Below are 14667 nucleotides of genomic sequence, written 5' to 3'. Positions count from 1 at the left end.
CCTAGGCCTCCTTACTGTTTCTCATCTTGATACTATTTAGCTTACCACCAGCCATCAACATATCTATTTCCTTGTCATTGAAGCTGGCCTTTACAAAGAAGGAGATATTCTTTTCCTCATCCTTCACCTCTAGTCTGCCATCCTTCAAGCCCTGGTAGATATTATCTATAGAAAGCATATCCATCTGGTCTAGCTTGTCATAGTCCTCTAGGTTTTCAAATTCCATAGGTATGATACCACTATTTATCAGGTTAGCCTTGTGTATTCTAGCAAATGACTTTGCAATTACACCCTTTATACCTAGGTATAGTGGGGCTAGGGCTGCGTGCTCTCTTGAAGATCCCTGGCCATAGTTGTCTCCACCTACTATGAAACCTCCCTTATTTTCCTTGGCCCTCTTGGCAAAGTCTTCATCTATAGTAGAGAAGCAGAAATTAGCCAAATGAGGTATATTACTCCTGTATGGAAGTAGCTTGGCATTAGAAGGCATAATATGGTCAGTAGTTATGTTGTCCTCTGTCTTAATAATTATCTTGCCCTCAAGCTTGTCAGTTAGCTTAGTATTTAGTGGGAATGGCTTTATATTTGGCCCCCTAACAACCTCAACTTCTGCTGGATTTTCATCAGGCCTTATAATCATACTGTCATCTATCAAGAAATGATCTACATGGATACCTGAAAAATCAATATCAAAGTCAGCATCTCTAGGATCCATCAGGCAACCATAGATAGCCGAAACTGCTGCAAGCTCTGGACTTGCCAGATAAACCTGGGCTGAATTAGTTCCTGACCTACCATAGAAGTTCCTATTAAAAGTTCTAATACTAATTGCATCAGTTCCTGGCGACTGTCCCATACCTATACATGGTCCACATGAATTTTCAAGTATTCTTGCACCTGAACTAATAATATCAGCAAGGGCCCCGTTCCTAGCTATCATTTCCATAACCTGTCTAGAGCCTGGAGCTATAACTAGGCTAACGTGGTCAGCAACCTTCCTACCCTTTAATATTTTAGAAACCTTCATCAGGTCCTCATAGGAAGAGTTAGTACAGCTTCCTATGGCCACCTGGTCTACCTTAATCCTGCCGACTTCCTTACATGTCTTTATATTATCAGGACTATGAGGTGCAGCTACCATAGGTACCAGCTGGTCTAGGTCTATATCAATAACCTCATCATAGCTGGCGTCTGGGTCTGCTACTAGCTCTATCCAGTCCTCTAGCCTATCTTCAGCTATAAAGTATTCTCTTGTCTTGTCATCACTAGGGAAGATAGAAGTAGTTGCTCCTAGCTCTGCCCCCATATTTGTAATGGTCGCCCTCTGAGGAACAGATAGGTTTGCAAGTCCTGGTCCACCGTATTCATAAATCTTACCTACTCCACCTTTTACAGTCTGTCTCCTAAGAACCTCTAGAATAATATCCTTAGATGTAACCATAGGGCTTAGCTTACCCCTTAGGTTGACCTTTATCACCCTAGGCACCTTTATATAGTATGGCTCGCCTGCCATGGCAAGGGCAACATCCAGGCCACCAGCACCAATGGCTAGCATACCTACGCCACCCGCTGTAGGCGTATGGCTATCTGAGCCTAGTAGGGTATCTCCAGGCACAGAAAATCTCTCCAAATTAACCTGGTGACAGATACCATTACCAGGCTTTGAAAAATAGATACCAAACTTGTTGGCTACTGTTTGTATATACTTGTGGTCATCAGCATTTTCAAATCCCTGCTGTAGCATGTTGTGGTCGATATAGGCAACAGACCTCTTAGTCTTTACCTTGTCTATTCCCATGGCCTCCAACTGTAAATATGCCATAGTACCAGTAGAATCCTGCGTTAGGGTCCTGTCAATCCTTATCCCCGCAGTGCTGCCTGCTACAAGCTCACCTTCGACTAAATGCTTGTCCAAAATTTTTTCAACTATATTCCTTCCCATATAATCACCTTCCCAATCGTCTATTAAATGCAAGAATTTAATGTATTCTTTCATTTTTATATTTTTATTATAAGACTAATCTCCTACAAAATCAAGAAATTTATCAAGTTTTTTGATTTTTATTTTTTTATTGTTTCATTTGAAAGCCTTTTTTTCTTATTTTTCGGAAAAAATATACCTATTTTTGCAGTTTTTATGTTGACTTGATTCATTTATATTTTCAAGATGCTTCTTGATATATTAAGATACTAGCCACCTTGTCCTATTAAATGCTATAATTAATTAATGAACTAGGAGGAATTAGTATGACTTTCACAGATATAGGAATTGATATAAATATAGTAGAAGCCTTGGCCAGAATTGGTATTAAAACACCCACTCCAGTCCAGGCAACTAGCATTGGCAAAATTCTTGATGGCCAGAACCTTATAATTGAATCCAATACCGGTACTGGCAAGACCCTTGCCTTCTTGGTCCCCCTTATAAATAGGATATACCTGGGCAAGCTTGACAAGGTCTTAGTCCTAGCTCCAACTAGGGAGTTAGTAATTCAAATAGGAAATGAAGCCCAGTCTATCGCAGACAAGCTTGATAGGGATATTTCCGTCCTGCCAGTATATGGTGGTCGTGACATCCAGTCACAAATCAGAAAACTAAAAAACACGGTAAATATTATAATTGCCACACCTGGTCGTCTGCTTGACCATATTAACAGGAAGTCTATAGATATAAGCAATGTAGATTGCCTAGTCCTAGATGAGGCTGACCAGATGCTCTTGATGGGCTTTAGGAATGAAATAGATACCATAATTAGAAATATTAAAAATTACGACCAGCTACTCTTCCTATCAGCTACAGTAGACCCAAAGGTCAAAAAGCTTGCCTATAGATATGCAAACCCATTAGACATCCTAAGTCTAGATAGCAACAATGATATACCAGACCTAATAGACCAGGTCTTTGTTCATACTACAGACAGGAACAAGTTTGAAGACTTTTGCAGGGTTATAGATGATGATAGGCCCTTTATGGCCATAGTCTTCTGCAGGACTAAGGCTAGGGTAGACAAGCTAGAGCTGCAAATGGGCCAGGCTGGCTATAACTGTAAGAAAATCCATAGTGATATCAGCCAAACTAAGAGGGAAAAAATAATCAAGGACTTTAGGGACCTCAAGATACAGTTCTTGATTTCCACGGACCTATCTTCAAGAGGCCTTGATATAGGCGGCATTACCCATATATACAACTACGACTTCCCAGAAAGACTGGAGGACTATGTCCACAGGGTGGGCAGGTCTGGTAGGCTCGGTAAAGAGGGTAAGGCAACCTCCATGGTAACCGAAAAAAATATGGCAGTATACGAAGAAGTAAAAAATCTGTAAAAAAACCCTCCACCCAAATTTGGGTGGAGGATTTTATTTTACATAGCATAACTGTTAGTATCTACGTTACACTCAATCTAAGTTAAGTCTCTACTTATTAATACTACTTTTTCTTTTTGTTTTATTTACCTTATTCACAGCTAGCTTGTCTACTTAATTAGCTTTTGTACAAGCTGGCTAATATTACTCTAGCTTTTTAGCTACCCTAGTTTTTGCACTAGATTAGCTCTTGCTATAGTAGCTCTTAAACGATTTTACTTTTTGTTTTTACCAATTACCTTTTCTTGTTCAAGCCAGAATCTTCTGATTCAAGCTCTTAGTAGGCTTATCCTAGTTATTATTGCACTTGTTTTTCTTGCAGTTACTACAGTTACCTAGACAAACATCAATTTCCTCTAGACATTCATTGAAGGCAACCTTGCTGCTGTTCTTATGTCTAAAAATAGGTATATTCATCTTCTTGGCCTGCATCTCAACTATCCTAGACAACTTGTGAGAAACCGTTGATGTCATGATCACTATGGCATCTGGACTTCCTATTGAATTTTTAACCTGACTAGACATAGTAGTATATACCTTAGTCTTATAACCTCTATTTTTAGCAAGCTTGTAATAATCTTTTTCCATTCTCTCGTGTCCGCCTATTACCAATAAGCTCATACAAAGAACCCCCCTTAAAATACTCAATATGTAAATTCATTAATACCATTTTTGTCTTGATAATTATTATCATCTCTGTATATATAATATCTAAAAACAAAAAAAATGTCAATACTTATCGATAATTTTTTTCAATTAATTTTATATATCTTTAAGAGTAAAAATATCCAGTCGACCATAGGAACCTTCCTATCAAATCGACTGGATATTATACATATGCCTAAGACATGGGTTAGACCCCTTTCCTAGGTCTTATTTAAATTTCTTTTTATAGCTAATAGCCTTTGTAATTTCCATACAAATTATAGATCCTATTGCCAATCCAAGCGAAATAGCAAAATCCTTGATGGAATATGCCACTGGTATAGCAAATATAGGTCTAATAAATGGTATCATAACTATACCAAATAGGCCTAAACAAATTAGAACTGCAAGTATAACATACTTGTTAGAGAAAAAGCCTAATTCAAATGGGTTCTTGAAGTCAGACCTACAAGCAAAGGTCTGGAAGGTCCTAGACAACAATAGGGTAGTAAATGCTAGGGCTACTCCAAGCTCCGCAGACTGCTGCATACCAATATACTGGGCTATTATCGCAGCCAATCCTACAAAAGTACCCCTAGATAGGATAGCCTGCCAAGTGCCTCCTCCAAGAAGACCCTCATCCTTAGATCTTGGTGCAAGAGACATAATCCCCTCTTCTGGATTTTCCATACCAAGAGCAATAGCTGGCAAGGAGTCATTTACCATATTTATAAATATCAGCTGTAGGGCAGTATATGGGTTTGACCAATCTGCAAAAACAGCAAATAATATGGATATTATAGCACCTAGGTTACCTGAGAATAGGTAGGTTATTGACTTCTTTATATTACTATATACTGTTCTACCAATCTCTACTGCATCTATAATGCTGGCAAAATTATCATCTACCAAGACCATAGCTGAAGCGTCCTTGGCAACCTCAGTACCTGAACCCATGGCTATACCAATATCAGCACTCTTAAGGGCTGGCGCATCATTTACACCGTCACCTGTCATAGCTGTAACCTTGTTCTTCCTCTGCCAAGCACTTACTATCCTAATCTTGTTCTGAGGAGAAACTCTGGCATATACGCTAATCTTTTCTAGCTGCTGGTCTAATTCTGCTTCACTCAAATTATCAAGTTCCTGGCCTGTGTATGATAAGTCACCATCTTCAAATAGTCCTATAGACTCGCCTATAGCAACGGCTGTAGTCTTATGGTCACCAGTAATCATAATAGGTTTGATGCCAGCACTCTTAGCCTTAGCAACAGCATCAATAACCTCTGCCCTTGGTGGATCTATCATGGCTATCAAGCCAATGAAGACAAAATTATCTTCCCCAGCTATATCTATTACTTCGCCTGACTCAAGGTCCCTGTATCCAAAGGCCAATACCCTAAGGGCATTTCTCGAGTAGGTCTCATTCTGTTCCTGTATCTTTTTCCTGATATCATCAGTCATATCTATCACCTGGTCTCCGGACAATAACTTTACAGACCTCGATATCAGTATGTCTGGTGCACCCTTGGTAATCATGATATCCCTGCCACCAATATTATGGGCAGTTGACATCAGCTTCCTATCCGAGTCAAAAGGTATCTCCTGAAGTCTAGGATAAGTATTCCTCACCCTCTTAGTAATATAGCCCTTCTTATCAGCAAATACTGTCAAAGCTACCTCTGTAGGGTCACCTATTTCCTTGCCATCTTCACTAATAACTGAGTCATTACATAGGGCAGCCGCAATACTTATCATATCCTCAGTATTAAAGCCACCTATATTATCCAGATCCTTCTGACCTTCCTCTACCACTTCAATAGAGCCTGCATTCTGACCATCATACTTGTAGTATTCAAGGGCTGTCATCTTGTTCATAGTAAGTGTACCAGTCTTGTCAGTACATATAACAGAAGTTGAACCTAGAGTCTCAACTGCAGGTAGCTTCCTTATTATGGAATTCTTCTTTGACATAGTATTAGTACCCATTGAAAGTACTATAGTTACTATAGAAGATAGGGCTTCCGGTATTGCTGCAACCGCTATGGCAACTGCAAAAATAAAGGAATTCAAGATTACCACCTTGAGATCACCTGAATTAGGATGGGTCATAGCCCTCATTACCTCTACTAGAAATATGAACAAGCATATAACTAAAATAGTTACACCGAGCTTCTTAGAGAATTTCTCTATATTTGACTGTAAAGGAGTCTGCTTGACCTCTGTATTGTCTAGCATATCAGCTATCTTACCTATTTCAGTGTCCATACCTGTACTTGTACAGACAAACTTGGCCCTACCATTTACAACCATAGATGTAGAATAAACCATATTTACCCTGTCACCAACACTACAATCCTCTTCTATCCTGTCAACCAACTTATTGGCTGGCTCTGACTCACCTGTCAGCATGCCCTCCACTATCTTTAGTGACTCTGCCTCTAGTAGTCTACCATCAGCCGGAACATAGTCACCAGCCTCTAATAGGACTATGTCTCCAGGGACTACATCCTTAGATGATATAGTAAGCTTTTCGCCGTCCCTTACCACCTTGGCACTTGGGACAGACAGTTGCTTTAGACTATTTATAGAAGACTCTGCCTTCTTGGTCTGGACTGTTCCCAAAACTGCATTTAGGATTAGGACTAGGAATATAATTAGTGATTCCATCATAGAACCTGTAACTATCTGTATAAGAGCTGCTACAATCAGTATAATTACCATTGGGTCCTTAAAGCTCTCCAGGAATATCTTCCAAGTAGGATCACTCGCTTTTTCTTTCAATTCATTTTTACCATACTTTTCTAGTCTAGAACTGGCCTCAGCCTGGGATAAACCATCATGACCCACTCCTAGGTCTGCTAAAACCTGGTCACTATCCTTTAGATAGTACTTGATTTCATTCTTTTCTTGCATAAAAACCTCCATTCCTACAAGTATTATTTAATAAAAAAACCTTAACAACATGACACTCAAAATAAACACATAATCTAACTGCTTATTTTGAAGGTCTTGCTGTCAAGGCTGCCCTTGTCTGTTAACCGAGTATAAAAATACTGGCCTGACGATTAACGGATATAGTATACTATAGTGCTACTCCCCTTCATGTAACAATTATAGTATACTAATATCCCTCTTGTCAATCGTTTATAGCTTATATAACAAAACTTTATATTAAATTCTATTTTATTACAAAATCACTACCAACCTGGAATTTATTTTCATTTTCGTCATAGTATCCATTTTTTTCAGGCATTTGTGATGCATAAAGTTTAAAGGTGAAATTTTTAAGGGCATCCCTATCAACTCTTAGCTTACTTAATTCACTTTGTATAAGGGTAGCTTCCTTCCTATCTGAATATGATGATTCTAGTTCCAGTAATTCTCCCTTATCATTTTTGCCCTCTATAAAAAATAAATAGTTCTTGCCATCGGAATTGTTTACTTTTAATTTGGCCTCTACCTTGCCTGTAGGCCTAATAATAATATCTTTTACATTGACCTCAATACCCTTAGACTTGATATTTATGCCTGGGTTTATATGAAGCGAGTCCTTGACAAAATCATTGTTAACTGTAAACTTAAAAGCCCAATCTCCACTAATGCTAGAATTTTGCTGAGCATCCTTTTCTGAAAAGGCCATTAAAGACCTTACATATACAGCAACATTTTTCTTGTTTCCTAGATAGTCTTTTATATCCTTATCAAAGGTATATGTCATACAGTTGTATTCTACCCCATCCTTTTGGAAACTATGCCCCATAGAACCGTTTGGTCTAAGATATGTCCCACCAATATTAAAGACAAGGTCATCAGGTGAATATGTCATTTTGTCATCACCCTTAGCTAAAAATGTTAGCTGAATCCTATCGTCATACATCAAGGCATCCTCAAGCTGAAGGCCAATGCCCTTGTCCTCTACAGCCTTGTGTACTATATTAGCATAAGGCTTGTAGGCCTCATTATCCATGGCATCTGCTATTGAATATCTCACATTATCTATAACATCCCTAGTATAGGCCTTTACACTTGGAACCTGGTATAGGCCAACCAAGGTCATCATTACAAGACCGGCTACTACTATCTTCTTGTTAAAGCCAGCAAGTCTTGTATCCTTCTTTATAGACTTGTGAATATCCCTCTTTAATTTTGCCTTTTCAAATTCATTCAAGTCTTGTCTATCATAGGATGATATATCAAAATTTCCATCATTTAAAAAATCATGTCCCTTATTTTTTTTCATAACTACTTCCTCCGTTTTCCATAAGCTTCAGATTGTCCCTAGACCTGGCCAACCTATTGTAGATAGCCTGCTTGCTAATCTTGTATTTTTCACTTAGCTCATCAATACCGTAGTCTTCAACATACCTATCCCAAAAAATCTGCCTATTTGTGGGACTCAGCCTGTCAAGTAAGGATTTTATATCCCTATCCAACTCATCCACTAGCCCTGCCCTGGCTTCCCTTTCCAGGCAGCCAACACCATCAATTTGACTAGACTTGTAGTTTTCTAAGCTAATTATTCCGGTATCCATGCTAAGTTCTCTATTAGCTTTCTTCAAAAATTTCCTTTTTGCATCTATGGACCGGTACTTGGCTACCATGCCTAACCAGTTAGAAAACTTTGACTTAAGTGGATCATATCCACCTATCTTGTTCCAAACAAACAGGAGACAATCGTTAAAGGTCTCATCATATAAGTCCGGACAAGTAGCCAATTCCTTTTTCAGGACAGTCTTGATTATCCAACCATACTCATCAATAAGGTAGTCAAGGCCTGACTCATTTTTTGATTTTATTAGGTCTATAAAATTGTGCTCGTCAACTTTCATATCTACCACCCCCCTCTTTACTATATAATACGTAAATTGGAGATTAATTCTTTCATTTTTATAAAAACTTATGGATTTTTTACCTAAACGTAGGAAATAAAGTCTCTTATTTATATCGAGTCTTATAAACTCATTTAAAAATTTTTATCTATAACCTTATTTAAGACCCTGGTTTATCTAAGAAAAAAATCCAGCTATCTTCTCAATAAAGTTATAAAAAGTCGTAGTTGGAAGGTAGAATAAGTATGGGGCTGTCAATACCGCCATAAGTATAGATACCTTTTTCTTTTGGGCCTGGTCTAAATCAGTTTTCCTTAGGCAGAACTTATAATTTAGGAAGTAGATTATGATAGCTACCAAGACAACAAAAACTGTTACAAAAATAAATGTCTCCGGTGTCTTCAACGGGCTCTCCATGACATTATCTACTATATGCCTTATAGATATCCCAATGTTACCCGTAAGTTTAAAGCCAAACATTGTGGACAAGAACATTAGGCCACTGCCTATCATATCAGCTATATAGCCACATATCCATACCTGCAAGATAGACTTGGAATAATTTTTCCAAAGCTGACCTTTAGACACTAGCTTAAGTCCTATTAGGAGAACAATAGAATCAACCACGAAATTAAATGGTATGGATACTATCCAAAACATTGGAAAAAGTATTAATGCCCATAATGGGAAAAACACATTATACAACTTCATACTGTTTTTTTGATTCAAACTTTCTCTCTTATTTAAATCGTTTTCTTTATTGTGTATACTAGCTTTCATAATAACCATCCTTTCTACAACATAAAACATATATTGACGACTTTCCTAGTCACCTTATCCAATTAAATAATTCTATTTCTTAACTTTAATTTATAATAATTCCATTCCCTGGTCAAGTAGCTTTGCCTATTATTAATAATTATTTAATCTATTTTTATTGTTTCTTTTATAATTCTTAATTATTTTCAGATTAGAATAGTAAAATATCTAAACCAATTACAAACTCTAATATTTTAACTAACATAAAAGCAGGCAAATAACTTTTATATAAAAAATCAGTCGAGGAACTTCCTCGACTGACCACACCCATACTGTATGGATGTTTAGGGTATTTTATATGAAATTCAGTAGACGTGCAAATTTGTAATATAGTATGAATAAGGCTCTATCACAAGCCTTATGATATGCCTAATAACCAATATCGTAGGTAGGACACATACTTTCATTTCCTATAACTGCAGTATGCTTGTCCCAAACCGACAAATCACTCTTCCTCATTATTATACGCATTCTTCTATCATTTTCATTCTTTTTAATAGAACCTGTAAACTGTGCCCACTCACTCATAGAGCTAACCTTTTTATAAGCTTCCTCTGGCTTACCACCGAAAAATAGTTCCGCAACCTCTAGTACTTGTTCTCTGTTTAGCATCTCAATCAACTCCTTAATACTGCTACATGCTACACATCACATTATCTATTCCTAGATTTTCAGCACTCCTAATTTTTCTATTATCAGTTTGTACTGTTTATGATTCAGCTAAAAAACACTCGTAAATATCTTGCCCCTTGGTGATTATTAATTCACTTTATAGGTATTTTTCTATAATTATTCACGTATCCTTTCTGATATTATTGTTTTTATCTTTAGTACTTATTTTAATAAACAACAATTTAATTGTTTTTGCAATTATTTTTTGAATATTTGAAAATATTTGTTATTTTTCATATCCAAATATAGTAAGTATTACTAGTATTGTATTATTATAACATATATTTTGTCCTAATTGGGCTGATTTGGGAAATTAATTATTACTATTTATATTTAGAAGTATTAGAAAGTATGTTTTTATAGATATTATCCTTATAAAAAATACGTATCACATACAAATTTTATGTCTTTCAAACCATTCTTTATTTTTTGCATTGTCAAATTTTCTTGTAGAAACTCCATCCCTTTAATTGTCAGCCTAGGCTCTAAAGCTTTAAAGCCATAGCCGCCCGCATAATTGACTCTTGTAAACCCATCAATTAATCCATCATCAATCATTGATTGGAGTATTTTATTTTTTCTTTCTTCTGATATTTTTAATGTCTCTAGAAATGTACAATCAAATCGGATACGTCCATAGACGATTCAATTCCAACAAGCATCTTATACACTGTTTTAAGGTTATCCACTATATCACCTCTACAATATCATCTAGTTTTACATCTATATCTTCCCAAGTATATTCATCAACACCAACAGTAATTAAAAAAACTTCATAATCTCCATATATCTCCATTACGTCACCTTCTCTACCATCTTTCAATCTAACTCTATCATACTGTTTTATTTTCATATTACTTCACCTCTTCAATTATCACGGTAGTTAAGTGTATTTTATCATTATCTACACCCCAACCTACCTTTACATTAGTTGGTATGTTCCGTCTTTATTCATAAAATCGCATTAAATTGAAAAGCATCTATTATGACTGGTTTTTTCCTATATTTCATATACTACTCCTCTCATATTTTATACAACGAATTTCAGCCTTTTTTCGTCATATAGATTTTTATACGTCGAATTTCAGCCAAAATCCGTTATATAGATTTACTGCACTAAAAAAGCACCCTAACTACTGTTAAAGTGCTTAGTCTAATCCCGATAACTCCTTATGTCTTAAAGCTATATATTCTGGGAATAGTTTTTTAACTTCTTCTGGAGCGTCATTAACTAATTTCGAGCCACCGTTTTCAAAGTCATACTCTTCATACGGCTCTATTAATTCCATAAGCTTTTTTAGTTTTTCACTAAATATCACCATCATAATAACTCCTCCATAATTTTAATTAACACTTTATCCTATATCTTTCTTTTTAATAGAACCTGTAAACTGCGCCCACTCACTCATAGAGCTAACCTTTTTATAAGCTTCCTCTGGCTTACTACCGAAAAATAGTTCCGCAACCTCTAGTACTTGTTCTCTGTTTAGCATCTCAATCAACTCCTTAATACTGCTACATGCTACACATCACATTATCTATTCCTAGATTTTCAGCACTCCTAATTTTTCTATTATCAGTTTGTACTGTTTATGATTCAGCTAAAAAACACTCGTAAATATCTTGCCCCTTGGTGATTATTAATTCACTTTATAGGTATTTTTCTATAATTATTCACGTATCCTTTCTGATATTATTGTTTTTATCTTTAGTACTTATTTTAATAAACAACAATTTAATTGTTTTTGCAATTATTTTTTGAATATTTGAAAATATTTGTTATTTTTCATATCCAAATATAGTAAGTATTACTAGTATTGTATTATTATAACATATATTTTGTCCTAATTGGGCTGATTTGGGAAATTAATTATTACTATTTATATTTAGAAGTATTAGAAAGTATGTTTTTATAGATATTATCCTGATAAAAAATGCGTATCACATACAAATTTTATATTTTTATACTAAATTGAGATGCATCACCTTTAATAATTATAGTCTGCTTCTCGTTTTATTTTATCAAATTGTTCTTTCATTTTTTTATCCATCAAGTAATCTTTTGCACAAGGACCATATCGTACCATCTCTGGATTTTTTAGTACTTCTTCCAAATCTTTAATATCCTGTTCTGATGCCTCTTCATCAAAACTAGTCCACTTCAAAAAAGAATCTAAAAGAACTTCTATAATTATTAATTTTTTCGATACTACTACACATGCACAACGTCCATCTTCTAGAGTTACTAAAATTCCACCTAGGCCGTTCCCACCTATTACTTCTTTTAATTTCAACAAATTTATCACCTTCCATTTTCTATGAATTTAACAATTCTAAGTATACTACCTAACCATGTTGAGTCAGCAGATATACATCTTACTATAAGTATACTTTATATTTTAAAATTTTTAAGAAGTTTTGGTTGTATAATATAGATGTAATACAAATATTGCCACCAAAATACTAACAGCCGAGGGAATCCCTCGGCTGTATAAATTGATATATCTATTATTTAGCACCTAGTGCTGCCATTGTAATATAGTTATATGGCTGGTTGAAGTGAGGTAGGAAGAATATATCTAATAGAGCAAGTCTATCGATAGTTACCTTCTCCTGGATAGCCAATGAGAACATATGGATACCCATTGACATATCGTATTCAGATGCCATCTGAGCACCTAGAACTACTCTTGTCTTCTTGTCATATACTATTCTGATCTTAACATCTGGATTAGTTGTTTCTATGAATGCTGGCTTCTGAGTATCTTCAAAATCAGTGTATCCAACTTCTATACCAAGCTTTTCAGCCTTAGCAACAGTTATACCTGTAGAAACCATCTTTAGATCATAGATACAAATACCATTTGATCCCTGAACACCGATAGATTCTATTTCAGTACCAGCTGCATTGTGAGCAGCAACAATACCACTTCTTACAGCATTTGTAGCAAGTGCTATATAGTTAGTGTTGTCTATAGTGTTGTCATATACTGTAGCACAGTCACCTATAGCATAAACATCCTTTAAGCTAGTTTCCTGCTTCTTATTTACTAGGTATGAACCATTTCTGAATAATTCTAGCTTATCCTTACCTAGGGCATTGTTTGGTCTGAATCCTATTGAAAGGATAACCATATCTGCCTTGATTTCCTTCTTGTCAGTTACTACAGAAGAAACCTTACCGTCAGTTCCCTTTATTTCCTGAACTGTCTGACCAAATTCAAGGTTTATATTGTGGCTAGCAAGATTTTCCTTCATTAGGCTAGTGAACGGCTCGTCATAGTATGCTGGAAGACAAGTTTCAGCTATATCAACCATTGTTACAGTCTTTCCTAGTCTTTCAAATGCTTCTGCTAATTCTACACCTATGTAACCAGCACCAACAACTACAACGTCCTTAATGTCTGGGTTCTTTAGCTTTTCAATAACTTCTGCAGCATTCTGGTATAGCTTAACCTGCTGAACATTTTCTAAATCCTTACCTGGTATATTTGGTATGATTGGAAGTGAACCAGTAGCTAATATGATCTTGTCATATGTATCTTCTATTTCTGTTCCATCCTTAAGCTTTACAAATACCTTCTTTGCATCGAAATCAATATCATGTACATCCGCTTCCATGTGTACCTTAGCACCCATAGATTCTAACTGAGCCTTATCAGCGTAGAACAAACCATCTGCCTTTGAAATCTGCTTTCCTATCCAAAGTGCCATACCACAACCTAGGAATGAAATGTTGCTATTCTTGTCATATACTACCACTTCGTGCTGTGGATAGTTACTCAAAATTGTTCTAATTGTTGCTGTACCAGCATGGTTTGCACCTACTACTATAATCTTACTCATAATTACCTCCATAATGTTTTTTACTTTGACCCTACTTTACGAATTGTAGGAATCACCATAATTAAAATTTGTTTTTATATAGATTGACGTCAAAATTTACTCTGTTATGGATTTACCCTTGTAAGTGTTTTCATAAACATTTTTTTCATGAAAAAGAAACATTTTCTCAAAAATTTTTTTATCTTAAGTTAGACTCCTTGCCTTGCAATGCTTACAGTCTAGAAAATTTACAAAATATTTTTTTATTTGTGATTTTTTTATTAGAATTTTGCCCATTTTTTTAAAAAATATCGCAATAAAAAACTCCCCTGGAAATTTCCAAGGGAGCAATAGTCACTCTATTAAATTACTTTATATCAATATTCTAGCTATAGTCTATTCAGGTACTATAACTAAAGTACACTTAGCATGCTTTAAAACATAGGCTGTACAAGAACCAATCATCCTAGTTAAGCCCTTCTTAGTTGACTTAGTCATTACGATCACGTCA

Annotated in this window: 15 protein-coding genes; 1 reads left to right on the top strand and 14 read right to left on the bottom strand. The window is 35.7% G+C overall.

Annotated elements, in window-relative coordinates:
* Position 1: 1 nt before the first annotated feature.
* Entirely contained in the window at positions 2 to 1942 is a 1941-nt protein-coding gene (locus ACW6OJ_RS00075) for an aconitate hydratase (protein ID WP_456095414.1), read from the bottom strand.
* 305 nt (positions 1943 to 2247) lie between these two features.
* Between ACW6OJ_RS00075 and ACW6OJ_RS00070 the strand changes: the two genes are divergently transcribed.
* Positions 2248 to 3324 (top strand): DEAD/DEAH box helicase, encoded by a 1077-nt coding sequence (locus tag ACW6OJ_RS00070; protein ID WP_456095413.1) that lies wholly within the window; start codon positions 2248 to 2250, stop codon positions 3322 to 3324.
* Positions 3325 to 3654: 330 nt separating this feature from the next.
* Here ACW6OJ_RS00070 and ACW6OJ_RS00065 read toward each other — a convergent pair whose 3' ends face one another.
* From ACW6OJ_RS00065 to ACW6OJ_RS00005, 13 genes are all read right to left on the bottom strand, one after another.
* A complete protein-coding gene (locus ACW6OJ_RS00065; RefSeq protein ID WP_007789505.1) occupies positions 3655 to 3984 on the bottom strand; it encodes a DUF2325 domain-containing protein in 330 nt (109 codons plus the stop codon).
* 252 nt (positions 3985 to 4236) lie between these two features.
* Complete coding sequence (locus ACW6OJ_RS00060) at positions 4237 to 6924, bottom strand: cation-translocating P-type ATPase (protein ID WP_456095412.1); 2688 nt, start codon at positions 6922 to 6924, stop codon at positions 4237 to 4239.
* 265 nt (positions 6925 to 7189) lie between these two features.
* Entirely contained in the window at positions 7190 to 8251 is a 1062-nt protein-coding gene (locus ACW6OJ_RS00055) for a DUF4179 domain-containing protein (protein ID WP_456095411.1), read from the bottom strand.
* The gene (locus ACW6OJ_RS00050) at positions 8238 to 8840 is read right to left on the bottom strand and encodes a sigma-70 family RNA polymerase sigma factor (RefSeq protein ID WP_456095410.1); all 603 of its coding nucleotides are present in this window, start codon (positions 8838 to 8840) and stop codon (positions 8238 to 8240) included. Before ACW6OJ_RS00050 ends, ACW6OJ_RS00055 begins: the two co-directional genes overlap by 14 nt.
* Before the next feature lie 177 nt (positions 8841 to 9017).
* Positions 9018 to 9620, bottom strand: coding sequence for a hypothetical protein (locus ACW6OJ_RS00045; RefSeq protein WP_456095409.1), 603 nt, complete (start codon positions 9618 to 9620; stop codon positions 9018 to 9020).
* A 408-nt stretch (positions 9621 to 10028) separates the two neighbouring features.
* Positions 10029 to 10271 (bottom strand): uroporphyrinogen-III methylase, encoded by a 243-nt coding sequence (locus tag ACW6OJ_RS00040; protein ID WP_293433159.1) that lies wholly within the window; start codon positions 10269 to 10271, stop codon positions 10029 to 10031.
* 432 nt (positions 10272 to 10703) lie between these two features.
* Complete coding sequence (locus ACW6OJ_RS00035; protein ID WP_456095408.1) at positions 10704 to 10889, bottom strand: YjcQ family protein; 186 nt, start codon at positions 10887 to 10889, stop codon at positions 10704 to 10706.
* 130 nt (positions 10890 to 11019) lie between these two features.
* Positions 11020 to 11184, bottom strand: a complete 165-nt coding sequence (locus ACW6OJ_RS00030) for a hypothetical protein (RefSeq protein ID WP_293429383.1) — start codon at positions 11182 to 11184, stop codon at positions 11020 to 11022.
* A gap of 295 nt (positions 11185 to 11479) precedes the next feature.
* Positions 11480 to 11656 (bottom strand): hypothetical protein, encoded by a 177-nt coding sequence (locus ACW6OJ_RS00025; protein ID WP_314495633.1) that lies wholly within the window; start codon positions 11654 to 11656, stop codon positions 11480 to 11482.
* A 30-nt stretch (positions 11657 to 11686) separates the two neighbouring features.
* Entirely contained in the window at positions 11687 to 11824 is a 138-nt protein-coding gene (locus ACW6OJ_RS00020; RefSeq protein ID WP_456095407.1) for a hypothetical protein, read from the bottom strand.
* A gap of 495 nt (positions 11825 to 12319) precedes the next feature.
* The gene (locus ACW6OJ_RS00015; protein ID WP_456095406.1) at positions 12320 to 12625 is read right to left on the bottom strand and encodes a hypothetical protein; all 306 of its coding nucleotides are present in this window, start codon (positions 12623 to 12625) and stop codon (positions 12320 to 12322) included.
* Between the two features lie 214 nt (positions 12626 to 12839).
* On the bottom strand, positions 12840 to 14177 hold the full coding sequence (gene nox, locus ACW6OJ_RS00010; RefSeq protein WP_456095405.1) for a H2O-forming NADH oxidase: 1338 nt from the start codon (positions 14175 to 14177) through the stop codon (positions 12840 to 12842).
* 375 nt (positions 14178 to 14552) lie between these two features.
* The gene (locus tag ACW6OJ_RS00005) at positions 14553 to 14654 is read right to left on the bottom strand and encodes a hypothetical protein (RefSeq protein WP_456095438.1); all 102 of its coding nucleotides are present in this window, start codon (positions 14652 to 14654) and stop codon (positions 14553 to 14555) included.
* Between the last annotated feature and the right edge of the window lie 13 nt (positions 14655 to 14667).

The organism is Peptostreptococcus sp. (genome assembly GCF_977045075.1).
The sequence above is the reverse complement of the archived record's forward strand: the minus strand, read 5'-3'. Positions and strand labels throughout refer to the sequence as shown.

Bases quoted from the DNA above. Each gene is read 5' to 3' on its own strand.
- ACW6OJ_RS00075 (WP_456095414.1), bottom strand. From the start codon at position 1,942: ATGGGAAGGAATATAGTTGAAAAAATTTTGGACAAGCATTTAGTCGAA.
- ACW6OJ_RS00070 (WP_456095413.1), top strand. From the start codon at position 2,248: ATGACTTTCACAGATATAGGAATTGATATAAATATAGTAGAAGCCTTG.
- ACW6OJ_RS00065 (WP_007789505.1), bottom strand. From the start codon at position 3,984: ATGAGCTTATTGGTAATAGGCGGACACGAGAGAATGGAAAAAGATTAT.
- ACW6OJ_RS00060 (WP_456095412.1), bottom strand. From the start codon at position 6,924: ATGCAAGAAAAGAATGAAATCAAGTACTATCTAAAGGATAGTGACCAG.
- ACW6OJ_RS00055 (WP_456095411.1), bottom strand. From the start codon at position 8,251: ATGAAAAAAAATAAGGGACATGATTTTTTAAATGATGGAAATTTTGAT.
- ACW6OJ_RS00050 (WP_456095410.1), bottom strand. From the start codon at position 8,840: ATGAAAGTTGACGAGCACAATTTTATAGACCTAATAAAATCAAAAAAT.
- ACW6OJ_RS00045 (WP_456095409.1), bottom strand. From the start codon at position 9,620: ATGAAAGCTAGTATACACAATAAAGAAAACGATTTAAATAAGAGAGAA.
- ACW6OJ_RS00040 (WP_293433159.1), bottom strand. From the start codon at position 10,271: ATGCTAAACAGAGAACAAGTACTAGAGGTTGCGGAACTATTTTTCGGT.
- ACW6OJ_RS00035 (WP_456095408.1), bottom strand. From the start codon at position 10,889: ATGATTGATGATGGATTAATTGATGGGTTTACAAGAGTCAATTATGCG.
- ACW6OJ_RS00030 (WP_293429383.1), bottom strand. From the start codon at position 11,184: ATGAAAATAAAACAGTATGATAGAGTTAGATTGAAAGATGGTAGAGAA.
- ACW6OJ_RS00025 (WP_314495633.1), bottom strand. From the start codon at position 11,656: ATGATGGTGATATTTAGTGAAAAACTAAAAAAGCTTATGGAATTAATA.
- ACW6OJ_RS00020 (WP_456095407.1), bottom strand. From the start codon at position 11,824: ATGCTAAACAGAGAACAAGTACTAGAGGTTGCGGAACTATTTTTCGGT.
- nox (WP_456095405.1), bottom strand. From the start codon at position 14,177: ATGAGTAAGATTATAGTAGTAGGTGCAAACCATGCTGGTACAGCAACA.
- ACW6OJ_RS00005 (WP_456095438.1), bottom strand. From the start codon at position 14,654: ATGACTAAGTCAACTAAGAAGGGCTTAACTAGGATGATTGGTTCTTGT.